This is a genomic window from Flavobacterium sp. LM5, assembly GCF_002017945.1.
Taxonomy (GTDB): Bacteria; Bacteroidota; Bacteroidia; order Flavobacteriales; family Flavobacteriaceae; genus Flavobacterium; species Flavobacterium succinicans.
The window spans coordinates 88076-104655 of sequence record NZ_MUFX01000004.1; the positions used below are offsets into that span (position 1 = coordinate 88076).

A 16580-nucleotide genomic window follows, 5' to 3' on the forward strand; every position below is an offset into this window, starting at 1 on the left:
GAGTTGGCAGGTCCAGTAAAAAAAATCAATTAATTGACTTTAATTTGGTTAAAAAAATAAAATAGAACTTGTTTTTGGCAACCCATTTTATGAGAATTAGTGGCTTCTTCTCAGACGAAGAATGCCTCCACTTGCTTCTTTGATGAATTGAATGTAGGTAAAAGCATGTGGATCGACCAGTTTTATTTCGTCTTTGATGCGGAGTAATTCTAATCGGGTGACTATTGTTACAATGATATCGCAGGGTGTTTTTACATGAAAACTTTCAGGAAGATAACCTCTTTCTCCTTTGATTACGGTTATGCCTTTTCCTAATTTTTGAACTACTAATTGTTTCATTTCTTCGCTTTTTGCTGAAATAATGTGCAAAGCTGTATATTGTTCCACTCCATGGGAAATATAATCTAATGCTTTTACGGCCGAAAAATAGGTCACTATTGAATAAAGTGCCGTCGAAATACCAAAAGACCAAGCTGCGGCTAAAAAAAGTAGCGTATTCAAGGCAAAAATAACTTCCGAAACATTCAAACCAATTTTTCGTGTAGTTAATAAGGCTACGATTTCAATACCATCTGCAACTGATCCACTACGAATGCACAAACCCATACCAACCCCAATTAGACATCCCCCAAATAAAGCAATCAGTAATTTGTCAGAAGTTACAGCCTCAATATGAAAAAAAGTATAGCCAACAGCGATTAAAATAAAAGTAATTAAGCTTTGAATGGCAAAAGTCAATCCCAACAATTTATGCCCCAAAAAGATAAAAGGAATATTGAAAACTAAAACTAAAATACTAAAGGGCCAATGTGTAATTTCATGAATTAAGATAGAAATTCCAATAACACCGCCATCCAAAAAACGATTAGGAATCATAAACCCTTTTAAGGCTAATAGAATAAAGGCAACTCCTATGAGATTAAGCACAATGTTCTTGGGTTGAAAAATTTCTTTCCAGTCTATCGTATTGGGTTTTTGTTTCATTTTTGGTTGCTTTGATCTATAAAATTAGTTATAATCTTTTAAATACCTCATATTCAATTATTTATTTTTTTTTATTTGGAGAAAAAATTTAAATTTTTACGCCAAATAACTTTTTTTAAATTCATCTAAAAACCTATTTATTAAAACTGTATCTTTGATTACCCCCTGTTTATTTGCTTGTAAATCAATTATTTGTATCGTGTAAAGTATCGTTCTGGGAAAAACTTATAATAAAATTTTAAAAATCAATGCATCATGGGTAAAAGAGTTAAAATTCAGCTGAATGTAGAAGCTAGCCGATTGTTTCAAATGTCCCATCCTACTCAGGATGATATACATGAACGTTGTTATTTATCAGATGATAACGATGGACTCTCAGAGACTGGAAAAATTCAAGATTTTTTATCTAACATATACTTGAGTCAAGAAGTAGAGTGGGAAGGTGTAACCAATGATAAGTGGTATTCTATAGCTATAGATAAGATTGTTTATGATTTAGATGCTACGAATGATGATTTTGAAATGTGTTTTGGTAATGACGATTCCGATGATTTAATGTTAATTGGAAAAGGAGGTACATCGGGCAATGTAGTGGCAACGGTAAAAGATCGTGAAAGTTTAATAGGAAAGCAAAACGTCTACAAGATCCATTTTTCGATACATTACAAAGAAGCATCTAAATCGTATATCATTGATCCTAAAGTCGAAATTAATCCTAATGCTGCTAGCGTTATGCCGAAGTTGGACATTAATCCCACTCTAAACGTTATGCCTAAATTGGATATCAATCCTAGTTCTGAGTAACTCCGAAATTAGATATCAATCTCTAATTTTTAAACAAACTTTTGTATTGAATACTATATCCAATTTTTTTATTAAATGTTGCGTGATGTGCTTCGTTATGCTTCTTGCAGTAGGCACTAAGCTACAGGCGCAAGACCAAAAAGTAGCAGACAGTCTGACTATTATTTACAAAAAAGGAGGTAATACGACAGCTGTACAACTAGAATTACTTCGCAATTTAGCATTCAATGAACTTAACGATTTGACATTAGCAATTAGATATACTAATGAATTAATTGTGTTATCAAGAAAGTCAAAGAATGACCTGTATTTGTTTAGAGGTTATTATCTTAGGGGTAACAAACTCAAGTTGAAAGGAAACCTTCAAGAAGCGTTGAGCGATTTTTTGTTGGCAATAAAAATTGCTCAAAATTCAAAAAATTTAGTTGGAGAAGGCGTAACTTATATGGCAATGGCTAATGTTTTTTCGGTAATGAAAGACACGAAAAAGGCCTATTCATATTATGAAAAAGCAATAGCAATTTTACGAAAATCAAATGAACCATTGAAGTTAGCGTCAGCGCTATCCAATCTTGGGGATGAATATTTAAAAAACAATCAATTAGTACAAGCTTTAGAGTATTTTTCTGAGTCGGGTACGTATTTTGAAAAATCGGGATATACCAGTGGTATTGCCTATACTTTGGGTAATATGGGTGTGATTTATTTCAAACAAGGAAAAAATAAAGAAGCTGAAAACAATTTAAAACAAGCCATACAATCCTTAGAATCTATCGAAGATTTTTATGGGATTTCTGAATATTTGATCCATTTGTCTGATATTTATAGTAAGCAGAATAATTGGAGTAAAGCCCTTAGTGCAGCTAAACGAAGTTATCTATTGGCTGTTAAAAACGGTTATAAAGACCAAATTAGCACTTCGAGTTTACAATTGTCCAAAATCTATGAATCTACACACAAAAGCAACCTATCTTTATCGTATTTCAAAAAATATGTAGCCTATAAAGATAGTGTTAGCAATGTGAAAATGGTACAAGATTTAGCCGATTTAAGAACCAATTTTGAGGTTTCAAAAAAACAAGCGGAAGTAAACATACTGGAGAAAGAATCAGAAATTCAGAAACTTTTAGCTAAGAAGCAGCAAAATGTGATCTATGCTACAGTTGTTGCAATTATTTTAATTAGTCTTTTAGTAGTGGGTTTATTTAGGAGGTATCAATTCATCAAAAAAACCAATGCTATTATCGAATCAGAAAAAAATAGATCTAATGCATTATTATTGAATATTTTGCCTGAAGAAACAGCGGCAGAATTGAAACAATCTGGAAGTGTGAGGGCTAAAAAATTTGATTCAGTGTCAGTTCTATTTACAGATTTTGTTGGATTTACGGCATATGCTGAAAATTTATCTCCAGAAAAATTAGTAGAAAGTGTTGATTATTACTTCTCAAAATTTGATGCCATTATTGAAAAATACGATTTAGAAAAGATTAAAACGATTGGCGACGCCTATATGTGTGCAGGTGGCTTGCCTTTTGAAACTAACGATCATGCTTACAAAATGATACTAGCTGCTCAGGAGATTATTCATTGTGTAGCCTTGGCCAAAACCGAAAGAGACGTGTCCCATGTTCGTTTTGATATTCGGATTGGAATCAGCACCGGGCCAGTTGTAGCAGGTGTAGTTGGAACAAAGAAATTTGCCTATGATATTTGGGGAGATACTGTAAATACGGCTTCTAGAATGGAATCCAACTCCGAAACTGGTAAAATCAATATTTCAGAAGCGACTTTTGAGTTGGTCAAAGATCGTTTCGCATGTGAATATCGTGGCAATATCGTGGTAAAAAACAGAGGTAGAATGAATATGTATTTTATAAAACAGACCATATAAATTCTCTTAGTTTTAAATAATAAATTGGTTTAGTGCGTAATCTTCTTTTCTAAGACTATAAAATCTAAAGATTCCGCTGTTAGTGCTTTATCTTTATTGCTAAATGGAAAGGGCTCTGTTTTACCAGTGTCCTTATAACCATTTCGAATGTACCAAGCTAAAAGCTCTTTTCGAAGGCCGATAACAGTCATTTGAATAGTGTTCAAATGTAAATGTTTTGCTTTTTCCTCCGCGGCTTTTAATAATTGTTTTCCCAATCCACCGTTTTGAAGTTCGGGTGAAACGGTCAGCATCCCTAAATACAGTACCTCTTTTTTAGCAATAAGCAAAACGCTTCCAATTATTCTTTGATTGCGTGTAAATTTAAGCATGTAATGATCTGGCGACGTAATGATTGTGTGCAATTCCGCTTCGGAAGTTCTGCTACCGTCTAATAAATCTGCTTCTGTGGTCCAACCTTTCTTTGAACTTTCTCCACGGTAAGCAGAGTTAATTAGTGCAGATAATTCAATAGCGTCTGCCGTTGTAGCGGGAGTAATCATAACTGATAAAGTTTATTTTTTTTAATGAGATTCTGCTACACTACTCTTTTGGTAATGGAGCACCAACAGCAATGTCGCATCGATGTTTGGCTTGACCGTGAGGTGGATTCATACCTTCGGGAGTAGGTGTTCCTTCGGTTGGTGCAGCTAGTAAAGAGGGTACTGCATTAGTTGTATTGGTTGAGGTTGGAGTACTAACTACAGTAGTATTAGGTGTGGTGACATTTTTTGGTTTTGGAGAATTTAAAGGTGCTCCAACAGGAATGTCACAACGGTGCTTCGGTTGACCATGCGGAGGATTCATCCCTGCTGGTGTAACAGTGGTAGTTGTAGTAGCATTTGGATTTTTAACAACGGTATATTTGTATTGATACATCACACTTTCTTTTTGGTCTGACTTTTCCACATATGCAGATGTATTAGCAGGATTGGTGGGTGTAGAAGGAGCAGTTGTTGTAGCCATTTGAGTAAAAGGAACAACATTGCTTCGTTGATCTGTTACAGTATTTTCTTCTTCTTTTTTACAAGAAAAAAGAACTAAGCTCGTCAATAATGTAAGGTAAAAATAAAAAGCAGTTTTCATGATTCGATCCGTTTAGAAAATTCAAATATATGATTTTTAGTTATGGATTATAGTGCTCCCTTTTAATATTATTGTTTAGAAAAAATGTTTTTTTTACCGTATAAAGTAGACTACTACAGAAACATTACATATTTTTGAACCAAAGCTATAACCTTATATTATGACCAAAAAACTGTTTTTAGTACTACTATTGGCTTCCATTAGTAGTACGTTGTTCGCTCAGAAGAATATCTCTTCTAAGCCAGCAGATTTAAATGCACAACTTAAAGTGTCCAAATGGCGATCTATAGGTCCTTTTAGGGGCGGACGATCGGTAACCGCTACAGGAGTAACATCCGATCCATTAACGTATTACATGGGGACGACTGGCGGTGGTTTGTGGAAAACACAAGACATGGGAGTGAGTTGGCATCCAATTTCGGACGGTTTTTTTAAAACGAGCTCTGTTGGTGCTATTACAGTTGCGGAAAGTGATCCTAATGTGATTTATGTTGGAATGGGAGAACATGCAGTTCGTGGGGTAATGACGCATCATGGCGATGGTATCTATAAAAGTACCGATGCCGGTAGAACTTGGAAACATCTTGGACTAGAGACTACTCAACATATTTCTCGCATTTGTATAGATCCTAAAAATTCAGATATTGTTTATGTTGCGGCTCAAGGAGCGCTTTACAGCAAGTCGCAAGATAGAGGGATATACAAAACTACCAATGGAGGTCTAACATGGGAAAAAGTATTATACAAAAATGACCAAACTGGTGCTGTCGAATTATCGATGGATGCTACAAATTCTAGAATTTTATATGCGGCGATGTGGGAACATGGTCGCAAGCCTTGGCAAGTCACCAGTGGTGGTGCAGGTAGTGGTTTGTACAAGTCAGTGGACAGTGGTGTTACTTGGACTCTTATGCAAGAAGGTCTTCCTAAGGAAATGGGAAAAATGGCTATTGCCGTATCTCCCACTAATCCAGATAAAGTATATGCTTTGATCGAAAGTGATTGGGAAAAAGAAGCTGGTGGCTTGTATATATCTAATGATGCTGGAAAATCTTGGTCACAAGTCACAACGGACCATCGACTTATTCAACGTTCTTGGTATTACATTGAATTGTTCATTGACCCTAATCATGAAGATACCATTTATGTAATGAGCGCCCCAGCGATGCGTTCGACTGATGGAGGTAAAACTTGGGAAAACATTTCGAAAACACATGGCGATTACCATAATTTATGGATCAATCCCAAAAATTCGAACAATATGATTATTGCCGATGATGGCGGAGCAGCCATAACTTTTAATAAAGGAAAATCATGGAGTAGCCAAGATATTTATGCTACAGGGCAGTTTTATCGTATTGCGGTCGACAACCAGTTTCCGTATAATATTTATGCAGGGCAACAAGATAATACTTCTGTAAAAATTGCGAGCCGAAATCTTAGCGGATACGGTATTTCTGAAAAAGATTGGAGCGTTTCGGCAGGAGGAGAAAGTGCCTTTTTAGCATTTGATCCAGCCAATCCTAGATTTGTTTTTGGTGGAAGTTATCAAGGAACCATCGAAGTATTAGATACTCAAACCAAAACCAGTACGAATGTTATGGCAGCCCCAATTTTATATCTTGGTCGCGATGCCAAAGATATGAAATACCGTTTCAATTGGAATGCGCCAATTATACGCAGTAAACACGAACCAGACACCTATTTTCATGGGTCACAATTGGTCTTACGTACTGATAACATGGGACAAAGTTGGACCGAAACCTCTCCTGATTTGACTCGAAATGATAAAAGCAAGCAAGGCAAACCGGGTGTGCCATTTACCAATGAGGCAGTAGGAGCCGAGAATTATGGGACATTGGCTTATATCGAAGAATCATCCCTCGAAAAAGGTGTAATGTATACTGGTAGTGACGATGGTTTGGTGCATTTGACTAAAGATGGTGGAAAGACATGGAAAAATGTTACTCCAGCCAATTTGACGGAGTGCTTAATCAATGCCATTGAAGTATCTCCTTTTGATAAAGCTACAGCTTATATTGCTACTACGCGTTATAAATTTAATGACCATACACCTGGATTATATAAGACTACAGATTACGGAAAAACTTGGAAAAAAATCAACAATGGTATTCCTGCCAATGCCTTTACAAGAGTGATCCGAGAAGATGATACGGTGAAAAACTTGTTATATGCTGGGACAGAATTAGGGGTGTTTGTCTCTTTTGATGGCGGTAATAATTGGCAATCGTTTCAAGTGAACTTGCCTTTAACTCCTATAACTGATTTAAAAGTACATCAAAACAATTTGATCGCGGCAACCTCAGGTCGTGGTTTCTGGATCCTAGATGATTTGAATTTGATTCGTGAATTGGCTAAGGAGTCTAAAGATAGCAAGTCGATTACCGAAACAATTAAATTATTTGCTCCTAATCCAACATTCATTACTACAAGCGGGAGCGAATTGGATGTAACAGATGCTGAATTTACGGGAATGGGAGTTTCAAAAGGCGTTAATCCTGCTTCGGGAGTTGTTGTGTATTATCAATTGCCAGAACTAAAAGAAAGTGAGGTGGTTACACTACAAATAATGGATAATGCTGGTACAATAGTAAGAACATACAGTTCTAAAGTCAATCCTGAACTTAAAAGCTATGATGGTGGTCCAAGTGCTGCCGTGTTACTGAGTAAAAACAAGGGATTGAACCGTATCGTTTGGGATATGCGTCATACTTCTTTATTAGGTATTCCTAATGTTTATATTGAAGGAAGTTACGACGGACATAAAGTAGCGCCTGGAACCTACACTATTACCCTTAAAGTGGCTAATCAAGAAAAAAGTGCGCAAGCTACTGTTTTACCTAATCCCTTATTCGACACAAAAGAGAGCGATTACACGGCTTATCATACGTTAAAGATGGATCTAGAACAGCGTTTTAACGAAATGCAAAGCATGATTAATGGTATATATATAAAACAACAACAAATCAGTACACTGATTGCACAATTGATGAACAGTCCACAGCAAATTACCGTTTTGGAGGAAGCACAAAAGTTAGTGCAGAAAATGAAAACTTGGGACGAGTCAATGGTGCAACGCAAATCAAAAGCGTATGACGATGTAGAAAATTTTCCAAATAAATTCAATGCCGATTATTTGTATTTGATCAATCAATCCGAAAGTACCTTGCCTAAAATTACTCAGCCTGTAAGGGATTTAAAGTTGGAGTATGATAACAAATGGATAAAAATGCAAGCCGAAGGCTTTCAAATTTTGAATCAAGACATTCCAGCTTTGAATAAAAAATTATGGGAAGCAGGAGTAGGGGGTATTTGGATCAAATAAACCAGAGCACTTTATCAAAGAAGGCAGTGAAATGGAGTATTCACTGCCTTCTTTTATTGTTTAATTTCTTTTTTAATGATGGCTATTTGGCCAAGGTGATAATGACAATGTTCTATTAATCCATGGAAGTTGCGGTAGTAGTTGCCATACTTTGCTTCCACAAAATCGTCAAAAAGGCAGCTATCGGGCAATTTTTCAATTAAGGAGGCAATAAGCTCCGCTTCGTCCCATGATTTTTGTTTTAACTGCTCCCAATCGGCTTCACAAGTAATCACTGGGCTTTCAAAACTAAATTTATCCTTAATATCCAACGTTCCACCTTGCAAAACTGGTATCAATCCATTAATATAGTAATTGCAATGAAACAATAGTTTGGCAATGCTATTACCTTCTTTAATAGCTAAATTAGCCTCTTGCCATGTGACATTCGAAACCTGATCTTTAAAATTCGATGTGGTCCAGTTGCCTCCAAAGTATACTTGCTTTAAGTGCAGAGCGATTTGCGTGGTAATTTGATGACTCATTGATTTCTGTGTTTTTTAATAAATAGCAGTATTTGGTTTGATTTAGTAAGCTCTTTGTTGAAGTCTGGATGCTACGAATCTTGCTATTCGCTGTATCTTTTGCTTCGTCCCGATAGTTGCTGCCATAGCAAATAATTGCAGTTACAAATGAGCTAAGTGAACTAACAAAACTTGTCATTTCGCTAAATGGTAACAAATACCTTTCTCGTAAAAATACAAATAATTAGAAAGTAGGTACATCTTCGTACTTTTATATATTTTTTTAAATCTGTCTGGATTACTGTAATTTGTGTTTTACTTTTTTTATCGAGGTAGAATCTCAATTCATGAGTACTGGTGTAAATTATGTTCACTTTTTTTAGCATTATATTGCTTTAAATCCTGTTTAATAGTAATCTGCTGTGTCATTTTTGTACCTTTAAGTAAAATTTAAGCTATGCGGTTACCCATTTATATTGATCAATTTGAAGCTAGAAAGCGATATAAAGACATTTTGTATGACACCCACAAAGGACTGCAAGGACATGCTTTATTGATTGGTGGAAGTTATGGGAAAATTGGAGCCATTACCTTAGCTTCTCGTGCAGCTTTACGTACCGGTTGTGGTTTGGTAACGGCATTTGTTCCCAAATGTGGCTACGAAATAATCCAAATTTCAAACCCCGAAGTGATGGTACTAACGGATGTAAACAAAAAATATCTTTCTGATATGCATTATGATTTCCAACCCAATGCCATCGCCATCGGTCCTGGTTTGGGACAAGCACTAGAAACGCAAAAAGCATTTTATGACTTTCTTGTTAAGCAAAAAAGCCCTTTGGTCGTCGATGCAGATGCGATCAATATTTTGGCACAAAATCCCGAATGGTTGACGTTACTTCCTCGACAATCCATCCTAACTCCTCATCCTAAAGAATTAGAACGATTGATTGGAAGCTGGTGTAATCAGGAAGAAAAGGTAACTAAAGCGAGAGCATTTGCACAACGTTATCAGATTATTTTAGTACTAAAAGGTGGACCAACACAAGTTGTATTTGGGCAAGAATTTTATGAAAACACCACAGGCAATCAAGCTTTGGCAACAGCAGGAAGTGGTGATGTGCTTACGGGTATCATAGCCAGTTTGCTAGCACAATCCTACTCACCAATAGATGCAGCTATTTTGGGCGTTTTTATCCATGGTTTGACTGCGGATTTAGCCGTACCCAAAACGGGTTATGAGTCTTTCATCGCCTCTACCATTATCAAATATCTTGGAAAGGCTTTTTTGTTTATAGCAAATGAAACAGGCATTCCTAAAACGTGAACAATTAGCCTTTTATTCTGTGTTTTTGTTTGTACTTTCTTCCTCTCATCCAAACGTGAAAAATATGTTATAATTAGAACGAATTCTCCAACTACAACCTTGTAGCGAAGAGTTTAGTTTTGTAGCACCATTTTTTTACTTAATTTTAAAGTTATCTAAATTAAATACCATGAAAAAAATAGTATTCTTACTTTGTTTGGGTTGGATAAGTACAATTACTGCACAATCTGTAAAATCACCTACTGGAACTTTGACGCTTTCATTTCAACTTACGCCCGATGGCCAACCGACCTATGCCGTGAGCTACAAAAATAAACCCGTTGTAGTACAAAGTGCTTTAGGAATAAGTCTTAAAGAGAAACAAGGTTTGGTCAATCATTTTGAAATTATTGATACAAAAACTAATTCGGTCAACGAAACTTGGAAACCGGTATTAGGTGAACAAGCCCAAATCGTGAATCACTACAATGAATTGATCGTTTCTTTACTAAATAAAGATTCAAAGGTAAAACTCAATTTGGTCTTTAGAGCCTTTGACGAAGGGGTGGCGTTTCGCTATGATTTCCCAAAACAAGAAAACCTAAACTATTTTATCATTTCAGACGAGAAAACGGAATTCAATTTAACCGAAAATAATAAGGTTTTTTGGTTGCCAGGGGATTTTGATAGCAATGAATACGTGTACAACGAAACGAAATTCTCCGAAATTGACAACGAAAAATTGAACATGAACAACGGAATTGGCGTGAAATCGATTCCTGGAAAATACACGGTGCAAACGCCTTTGCAAATGAAATCGCCTTCAGGGCTGTATCTCAATATTTTTGAGGCAGCAGTGGTGAATTATCCCGTGATGCATTTGGATGCCAATGTGCAAAAGTTCACGCTAAAAGCCAATTTGGTACCCAACGCCATTGGCGACAAAGCTTATTTACAAGCGCCTTGCGTTTCGCCTTGGCGTACGATTATGGTCAGCGATGACGCTAGAAAAATTGTGAGTTCCAAATTGATTTTGAACCTAAACGAACCGTCTAAAATCGAAGATACTTCTTGGATAAAACCAATGAAATATGTAGGGATTTGGTGGGAAATGCACGTGGGGAAATCGACTTGGGATTACGCGGGTTCTCAAAATGCGCAAAACGCTGCGGGCAATCCAATTCCAACAGGCAAACACGGTGCAACTACCGAAAATACCAAACGCTATATTGATTTTGCCGCCAAACACGGTTTTGATGGCGTGTTGGTCGAAGGTTGGAACGTAGGTTGGGAAGACTGGGTAGGCAACTGGAAAGAAGATGTTTTTGATTTTACGACACCTTATCCTGACTTTAATTTGGCAGAAGTTTCGGCTTACGCCAAAGCAAAAAACGTAAAAATGATCATGCATCACGAGACTTCGGGTTCTGTGGGCAACTACGAACGCCACTTGGACCGTGCATTAGATTTGATGAAGAAATTTGACTATCCTGCGGCCAAAACAGGCTATGTGGGCAAAATCATTCCGCGTGGTGAATTCCACGACGGACAAGCGATGGTGAATCACTTTAATTTTGTGGCGCGTCGCTTTGCTGACAACAAATTGATGGTCAACTCACACGAATGTTCGCACCCAACAGGCTACAGCCGTACTTATCCAAACTATATTGCGGCTGAATCGGCTCGTGGGAACGAATTCAACGCTTGGAGCAACGGAAATCCGCCAGCGCACGAAACCATTTTGCCTTTCACGCGTCAGTTGGGCGGCCCTATGGATTACACCCCAGGGATTTTTGAAATCAAAATGAGTTACTACGATAAAAACAAAACTGAGCAAGTTCATACTACTTTGGCGAAGCAATTGGCCTTGTACGTGACGATGTATTCTCCCTTGCAAATGGCGGCCGACTTGATTGAAAACTACGAGAAATATCCCGATGCTTTTCAGTTCATCAAAGACGTGGCGATGGATTGGGACGAGAGTTTGTATCTAGAAGCAGAACCCGGCGATTATCTTACCGTGGCCAGAAAAACCAAAGGCAAAGACACTTGGTTCCTAGGCGCCATCACCGATGAAAATGCCCGAACCACCGAAATCAAATTGGATTTCCTAACCAAAGGCAAAAAATACAAAGCCATCATCTATGAAGACGCCAAAAATGCACATTGGGAGAAAAACCCAATCGCTTACACCATCAAAACACAAGTGGTCACTTCGGCTAGCAAGCTCAAACTGCAATTAGCCGCTGGGGGAGGAACCGCCATTAGTTTCGAACCACTGCCTTAATTTTTAGGAGCAGACGCAGGCGGAGCACCACACACGTCGTCCCGCTCTCCGCTCTATCTTTTTTACAAAAAAACCTAGTAGTAACCCACTACTAGGTTTTTTTGTAAAAAAGGATGCCGCTGCGATCGGGGCTAGGTAAGACGTTTCATTTTCATAAGAAGGTTTGTTTAAAACCCAATTAAAAAATAAAGTATCACCTTATCAACCTGCAAGGTCTTTTTCTAGACCTTGTAGGCTTTCATAATTATCCCTTATCCCTACAAGGTTGAAAAAACCTTGCAGGAAACCCAAAAAAAATATTGCTCAATACCAACCGATTAAAAACAAAACGGTTTAAAAAACAACGAATCCAATACAACGTATTTAAAAACAACGTATTAAAAAACAACGGATTAAAATCCGTTGCTACAAAATGTTCCGTTCCTACGGAACTCTTGCATTCGATTGAGAGTCGTAGACTCGGTACATTTTGTAAGGCTTGACTTTAGTCCAGTTTCAGTTGCTACAAAATGTTCTGTTCATAAGGAACTCATACATCCGATAGAGAGCCGTACACTCGGCACATTTTGTAAGGCTAGACTTCAGTCCAGTTTCAGTTGCACAAAATGTTTCGTTCCTACGGAACTCTTACATTCGATAAAGAGTCGTAGACTCGGTACATTTTGTAAGGCTGGACTTCAGGCCAGTCCACACACAGCAAATCGAAAAAGAGCCGAAGGCTCTAAAAACCTTAAACCTTAAACCATAAACAATTAGCCATAAACTTTAACCAACCTACCTCATAATTCATAAACTTTCCCGAAATTGCCGCCAACTATAATGTTCCAAAACCAACCTAAAACTATGAAGAAAACTTTTTTTACAGCCCTATTGCTAAGCCTTGGCGGAGTCATTTTTTCTCAAACATCAGACGAATTGCAACTCAAAGCCATTTACCAATCCGCATTGACTAAGGGGCAAGGCTACCAATGGCTGGACTATCTTTCTAACCAAATCGGACACCGATTATCAGGCTCTGATAATGCCGAGAAAGCAGTACAATACACCAAAGCACAATTAGAAGCCTTAGGGTTAGATAGAGTGTTTTTGCAGGAAGTAATGGTGCCAAAGTGGGTGCGTGGTGCAAAAGAAACCGCTTATATCAAAGATGGCAAAAACAAAATTGAAGTGCCTATTTGTGCTTTGGGTAGTTCGGTAGCCACTCCTAAAAAGGGCTTACTAGCTCCCGTAATCGAAGTGCATAGTATCAAAGAACTAGAATCCTTGGGAACGGCTTTAAAAGGAAAAATTGTTTTTTACAACCGCCCGATGGAGGCAGAATATATCGAAACCTTTAATGCTTATGGACATTGTGTGGACCAACGTTCTTCGGGCGCTAGAGAAGCAGCGAAATATGGTGCGGTGGGAACGATTGTACGTTCAATGAATTTGCGTTTGGATGATTTTCCGCATACTGGTAACCAAAGTTATGGCGACTTACCGCAAGCGCAATGGATTCCTACAGCAGCCATCAGTACCAATGGTGCGGAGTTGTTAAGCAAGAAGTTAAAAGAAAACCCACAACTGCAATTTTATTTTAAGCAATCCTGTGAACAAATGGCAGATGTGTTGTCTTATAATGTGGTGGGCGAACTAAAAGGAAGCGAAACGCCCGAAAACATTATGGTAGTGGGCGGTCATTTGGATTCTTGGGATTTAGCCGATGGTTCTCACGATGATGGGGCAGGAGTGGTGCAAAGTATGGAAGCCTTACGCATTTTGAAACAGCTGAATTACAAGCCTAAAAACACGATTCGTGTAGTGTTGTTCATGAACGAAGAGAATGGCAACCGCGGAGGGAAAAAATATGCAGAATTGGCACAAACCAATAAAGAAAATCACGTTTTTGCTTTAGAAAGCGATTCGGGAGGCTTTTCGCCAAGAGGTTTCTCATTCGAATGCAATGATGAAGAGTTTGCTAAATTTAGCAGTTGGAAAGGGTTATTTGAACCTTATTTGATTCATAGTTTTGTAAAAGGACATAGCGGAACAGATATTGGGCCATTGGCATCCAAACATATCGTCAAAGCAGGACTCAAACCCGATTCTCAACGCTATTTTGATTACCATCATGCGGCAAACGATACCTTTGATGCTGTCAACAAAAGAGAATTGGAATTGGGAGCAGCTACTATGGCTTCTTTGTTATTTTTGATGGATCAAAAAGGATTATAAGATGAAACCCTCCGAAGCCTATATTTTTAATCAGCCGCACTTGTACCAGAGTATTATGTTGCATTTACTTCAGGTGATTCAGCAACAACTGCCCGAAAGTGAAGTGTTGTTCAAATGGGGCATTCCTTATGTGTATTATAAAAAGAACCCCTTTTGCTATCTCGCTCCCAATCACAAGAAAGGATTTGTCGATTTGGGTTTTGCCAAAGGTTTTCAATTGCAACAAAATCAATCCCATTTGATTGGGGAGAAACGAAATACGGTAAAATCGCTGCGTTATTTTAACCTAGAAAATATAGACCACGACATTTTACTAGCTGTAATTACCGAAGCAATGACATTGTACTAAAAAAAAAATCTCCTAAAAGGAGATTTTTTTATGGTTTTATGGTAAAAGCTTAGATTCTAAATTTTCCTCCTACAGCAAGGATTCTCTGAAAAAAGAAGAAATCTTGCGAGGCTCTATCTTCTGGATTAATGGTTGTACGAATATCGTTCATATTGATATAACCGCCTTTTAATTCTCCTTGGACATAGAAATATTTAAAAAAAGTAATATTTAAACCTGCTTTTATAGAAGTTCCAAATCCTGCTAAATGAAATTCATCATAACGTTCTTTGCCTAGTAATTGTGTGTTTGTTTTTGGATACAATACCCCAAAACCAATGCCTTCTGTCAAGTTAACCTGAATTTTATCCGTATTTCCAATTTTGAATAACTTAGAAATATCATCATGACGAGAAACTTCGGTATTGATATAATTCAGACCATCAGTATGTTCAAATGTTAAAAATGATTCATCTGAAAAATCAACAGGAGTGTTATTATAGATGCCATTGTGAATAGGTCCGTTTATTTGCCCTGTTACATTAGCCGTCTGGTTTTGAGTCATCACATATTTCATATGATCCACCCCAATAGCCACACTATAATGATCTGAGAAAAAATATCCTAAACGTAAATTCGTTTGTGGAATCGTCATTTTGGTAGGGTTAATGTAATCGATATGCCAACCTTTGGGTTTGTCGTGAGCTCGCATATCTTCTACTGTAAAGCGATAATCTTTACCGGTAAAGGTAACGTCTGATTTACTGTAGGATTCTCTGTTTCCTCCCCATGAGATAAAGAATTTTCCTTTATTGTGAGCAGTGTATCTTTCTGTAGTGTTTTCTTGTGCAAAGGCAATAGTCGTCGTTAAAAAAAGAACGAAATAATAATAGAATGTTTTCAAGGGGCTATTAAATAAAAAAAATTAAAATTGATTGATGGTTTGTCTGATAGCTACCAGTTTGGTCATTAAGGCTTCAAAATAATCTAAATGCAACATGTTAGCTCCATCACTTTTAGCGTTAGCTGGATCAAAATGAGTTTCAATAAAGATGCCATCTACACCTACAGCAATTCCAGCTTTGGCTACAGTTTCGATCATGTCTGGTCGACCTCCAGTTACACCAGCGGTTTGGTTAGGTTGTTGCAAAGAATGCGTAACATCCAAAACCGTGGTAGCATACTGCTGCATTGTTGGAATGCCTCTATAATCTACAATCATGTCTTGATAACCAAACATAGTTCCGCGGTCTGTAACCATTACATTTTCGTTTTGGCAATCCAATACTTTCTGTACGGCATGCTTCATACTCTCTGGACTCATGAATTGCCCTTTTTTCAAGTTGACTACTTTTCCAGTTTTGGCAGCAGCCACAACCAAGTCCGTTTGTCTAACTAAAAAAGCAGGAATTTGCAACACGTCTACATAAGCAGCAGCCATAGCCGCATCCTCATTGGTGTGAATATCAGTTACAGTTGGAACACCAAAAGTTTCAGATACTTTTTGAAGAATTTTCAAAGCTTTTTCGTCTCCAATTCCAGAAAAACTATCAATTCTAGAACGGTTGGCTTTTTTGAAAGAACCTTTAAATACGTATGGGATTTGTAATTTGTCAGTGATACCAACTAAGCGTTCTGCTATACGCAAAGCCATTTCTTCTCCTTCAATGGCACAAGGACCAGCTAGTACAAAGAAGTTACCACTTTCAGTATGTTTAATTTGAGGAATATGATGTATGTTCATGTTATATTTTTTTTGCAAAGGTAAATAGGTTTTGCGATTTTAGAT

The 16580-nt window shown here is 37.4% G+C and carries 13 protein-coding genes; 7 read left to right on the plus strand and 6 right to left on the minus strand.

Annotated features, from left to right (window positions below; genetic code table 11):
* Nucleotides 1-96: 96 nt before the first annotated feature.
* Complete coding sequence (locus BXU11_RS12620; protein ID WP_024982125.1) at nucleotides 97-984, minus strand: YitT family protein; 888 nt, start codon at nucleotides 982-984, stop codon at nucleotides 97-99.
* A gap of 255 nt (nucleotides 985-1239) precedes the next feature.
* Here BXU11_RS12620 and BXU11_RS12625 point away from each other — a divergent pair, with 255 nt between their 5' ends.
* Together BXU11_RS12625 and BXU11_RS12630 are read left to right on the plus strand one after the other, a co-directional pair.
* Nucleotides 1240-1788 (plus strand): hypothetical protein, encoded by a 549-nt coding sequence (locus BXU11_RS12625; protein ID WP_078212779.1) that lies wholly within the window; start codon nucleotides 1240-1242, stop codon nucleotides 1786-1788.
* A 97-nt stretch (nucleotides 1789-1885) separates the two neighbouring features.
* On the plus strand, nucleotides 1886-3682 hold the full coding sequence (locus tag BXU11_RS12630; RefSeq protein ID WP_189318531.1) for an adenylate/guanylate cyclase domain-containing protein: 1797 nt from the start codon (nucleotides 1886-1888) through the stop codon (nucleotides 3680-3682).
* A gap of 29 nt (nucleotides 3683-3711) precedes the next feature.
* Here BXU11_RS12630 and BXU11_RS12635 read toward each other — a convergent pair whose 3' ends face one another.
* Together BXU11_RS12635 and BXU11_RS12640 are read right to left on the minus strand one after the other, a co-directional pair.
* On the minus strand, nucleotides 3712-4224 hold the full coding sequence (locus BXU11_RS12635; RefSeq protein WP_078212781.1) for a GNAT family N-acetyltransferase: 513 nt from the start codon (nucleotides 4222-4224) through the stop codon (nucleotides 3712-3714).
* A 40-nt stretch (nucleotides 4225-4264) separates the two neighbouring features.
* On the minus strand, nucleotides 4265-4807 hold the full coding sequence (locus tag BXU11_RS12640; protein ID WP_078212782.1) for a hypothetical protein: 543 nt from the start codon (nucleotides 4805-4807) through the stop codon (nucleotides 4265-4267).
* Between the two features lie 160 nt (nucleotides 4808-4967).
* Here BXU11_RS12640 and BXU11_RS12645 point away from each other — a divergent pair, with 160 nt between their 5' ends.
* Nucleotides 4968-8153, plus strand: coding sequence for a glycosyl hydrolase (locus BXU11_RS12645; RefSeq protein ID WP_078212783.1), 3186 nt, complete (start codon nucleotides 4968-4970; stop codon nucleotides 8151-8153).
* A gap of 53 nt (nucleotides 8154-8206) precedes the next feature.
* Here BXU11_RS12645 and BXU11_RS12650 read toward each other — a convergent pair whose 3' ends face one another.
* Nucleotides 8207-8677, minus strand: coding sequence for a DUF1572 domain-containing protein (locus tag BXU11_RS12650; protein ID WP_078212784.1), 471 nt, complete (start codon nucleotides 8675-8677; stop codon nucleotides 8207-8209).
* Between the two features lie 436 nt (nucleotides 8678-9113).
* On the opposite strand from BXU11_RS12650, the gene BXU11_RS12655 reads away from it, so the two are divergent.
* The 4 genes from BXU11_RS12655 to BXU11_RS12670 all read left to right on the plus strand — a co-directional run bounded on the left by BXU11_RS12655 (nucleotide 9114) and on the right by BXU11_RS12670 (nucleotide 14812).
* Nucleotides 9114-9983, plus strand: coding sequence for an NAD(P)H-hydrate dehydratase (locus BXU11_RS12655; protein ID WP_078212785.1), 870 nt, complete (start codon nucleotides 9114-9116; stop codon nucleotides 9981-9983).
* A gap of 169 nt (nucleotides 9984-10152) precedes the next feature.
* Nucleotides 10153-12249 carry a glycoside hydrolase family 97 protein gene (locus tag BXU11_RS12660; RefSeq protein ID WP_078212786.1) on the plus strand — a complete coding sequence of 699 codons (2097 nt, stop codon included), beginning with the start codon at nucleotides 10153-10155 and terminating at the stop codon, nucleotides 12247-12249.
* Between the two features lie 843 nt (nucleotides 12250-13092).
* Nucleotides 13093-14463, plus strand: a complete 1371-nt coding sequence (locus BXU11_RS12665; protein ID WP_078212948.1) for a M20/M25/M40 family metallo-hydrolase — start codon at nucleotides 13093-13095, stop codon at nucleotides 14461-14463.
* Nucleotide 14464: 1 nt separating this feature from the next.
* A complete protein-coding gene (locus BXU11_RS12670; protein ID WP_078212787.1) occupies nucleotides 14465-14812 on the plus strand; it encodes a DUF1801 domain-containing protein in 348 nt (115 codons plus the stop codon).
* 49 nt (nucleotides 14813-14861) lie between these two features.
* Here BXU11_RS12670 and BXU11_RS12675 read toward each other — a convergent pair whose 3' ends face one another.
* The gene (locus BXU11_RS12675) at nucleotides 14862-15695 is read right to left on the minus strand and encodes a hypothetical protein (RefSeq protein ID WP_078212788.1); all 834 of its coding nucleotides are present in this window, start codon (nucleotides 15693-15695) and stop codon (nucleotides 14862-14864) included.
* Between the two features lie 21 nt (nucleotides 15696-15716).
* Nucleotides 15717-16535 carry a 3-deoxy-8-phosphooctulonate synthase gene (gene kdsA, locus BXU11_RS12680; protein ID WP_024982114.1) on the minus strand — a complete coding sequence of 273 codons (819 nt, stop codon included), beginning with the start codon at nucleotides 16533-16535 and terminating at the stop codon, nucleotides 15717-15719.
* Nucleotides 16536-16580 lie beyond the last annotated feature (45 nt).

Bases quoted from the DNA above. Each gene is read 5' to 3' on its own strand.
- kdsA (WP_024982114.1), bottom strand. From the start codon at position 16,535: ATGAACATACATCATATTCCTCAAATTAAACATACTGAAAGTGGTAAC.
- BXU11_RS12630 (WP_189318531.1), top strand. From the start codon at position 1,886: ATGCTTCTTGCAGTAGGCACTAAGCTACAGGCGCAAGACCAAAAAGTA.
- BXU11_RS12620 (WP_024982125.1), bottom strand. From the start codon at position 984: ATGAAACAAAAACCCAATACGATAGACTGGAAAGAAATTTTTCAACCC.
- BXU11_RS12660 (WP_078212786.1), top strand. From the start codon at position 10,153: ATGAAAAAAATAGTATTCTTACTTTGTTTGGGTTGGATAAGTACAATT.
- BXU11_RS12635 (WP_078212781.1), bottom strand. From the start codon at position 4,224: ATGATTACTCCCGCTACAACGGCAGACGCTATTGAATTATCTGCACTA.
- BXU11_RS12650 (WP_078212784.1), bottom strand. From the start codon at position 8,677: ATGAGTCATCAAATTACCACGCAAATCGCTCTGCACTTAAAGCAAGTA.
- BXU11_RS12655 (WP_078212785.1), top strand. From the start codon at position 9,114: ATGCGGTTACCCATTTATATTGATCAATTTGAAGCTAGAAAGCGATAT.
- BXU11_RS12625 (WP_078212779.1), top strand. From the start codon at position 1,240: ATGGGTAAAAGAGTTAAAATTCAGCTGAATGTAGAAGCTAGCCGATTG.
- BXU11_RS12640 (WP_078212782.1), bottom strand. From the start codon at position 4,807: ATGAAAACTGCTTTTTATTTTTACCTTACATTATTGACGAGCTTAGTT.
- BXU11_RS12665 (WP_078212948.1), top strand. From the start codon at position 13,093: ATGAAGAAAACTTTTTTTACAGCCCTATTGCTAAGCCTTGGCGGAGTC.
- BXU11_RS12645 (WP_078212783.1), top strand. From the start codon at position 4,968: ATGACCAAAAAACTGTTTTTAGTACTACTATTGGCTTCCATTAGTAGT.
- BXU11_RS12670 (WP_078212787.1), top strand. From the start codon at position 14,465: ATGAAACCCTCCGAAGCCTATATTTTTAATCAGCCGCACTTGTACCAG.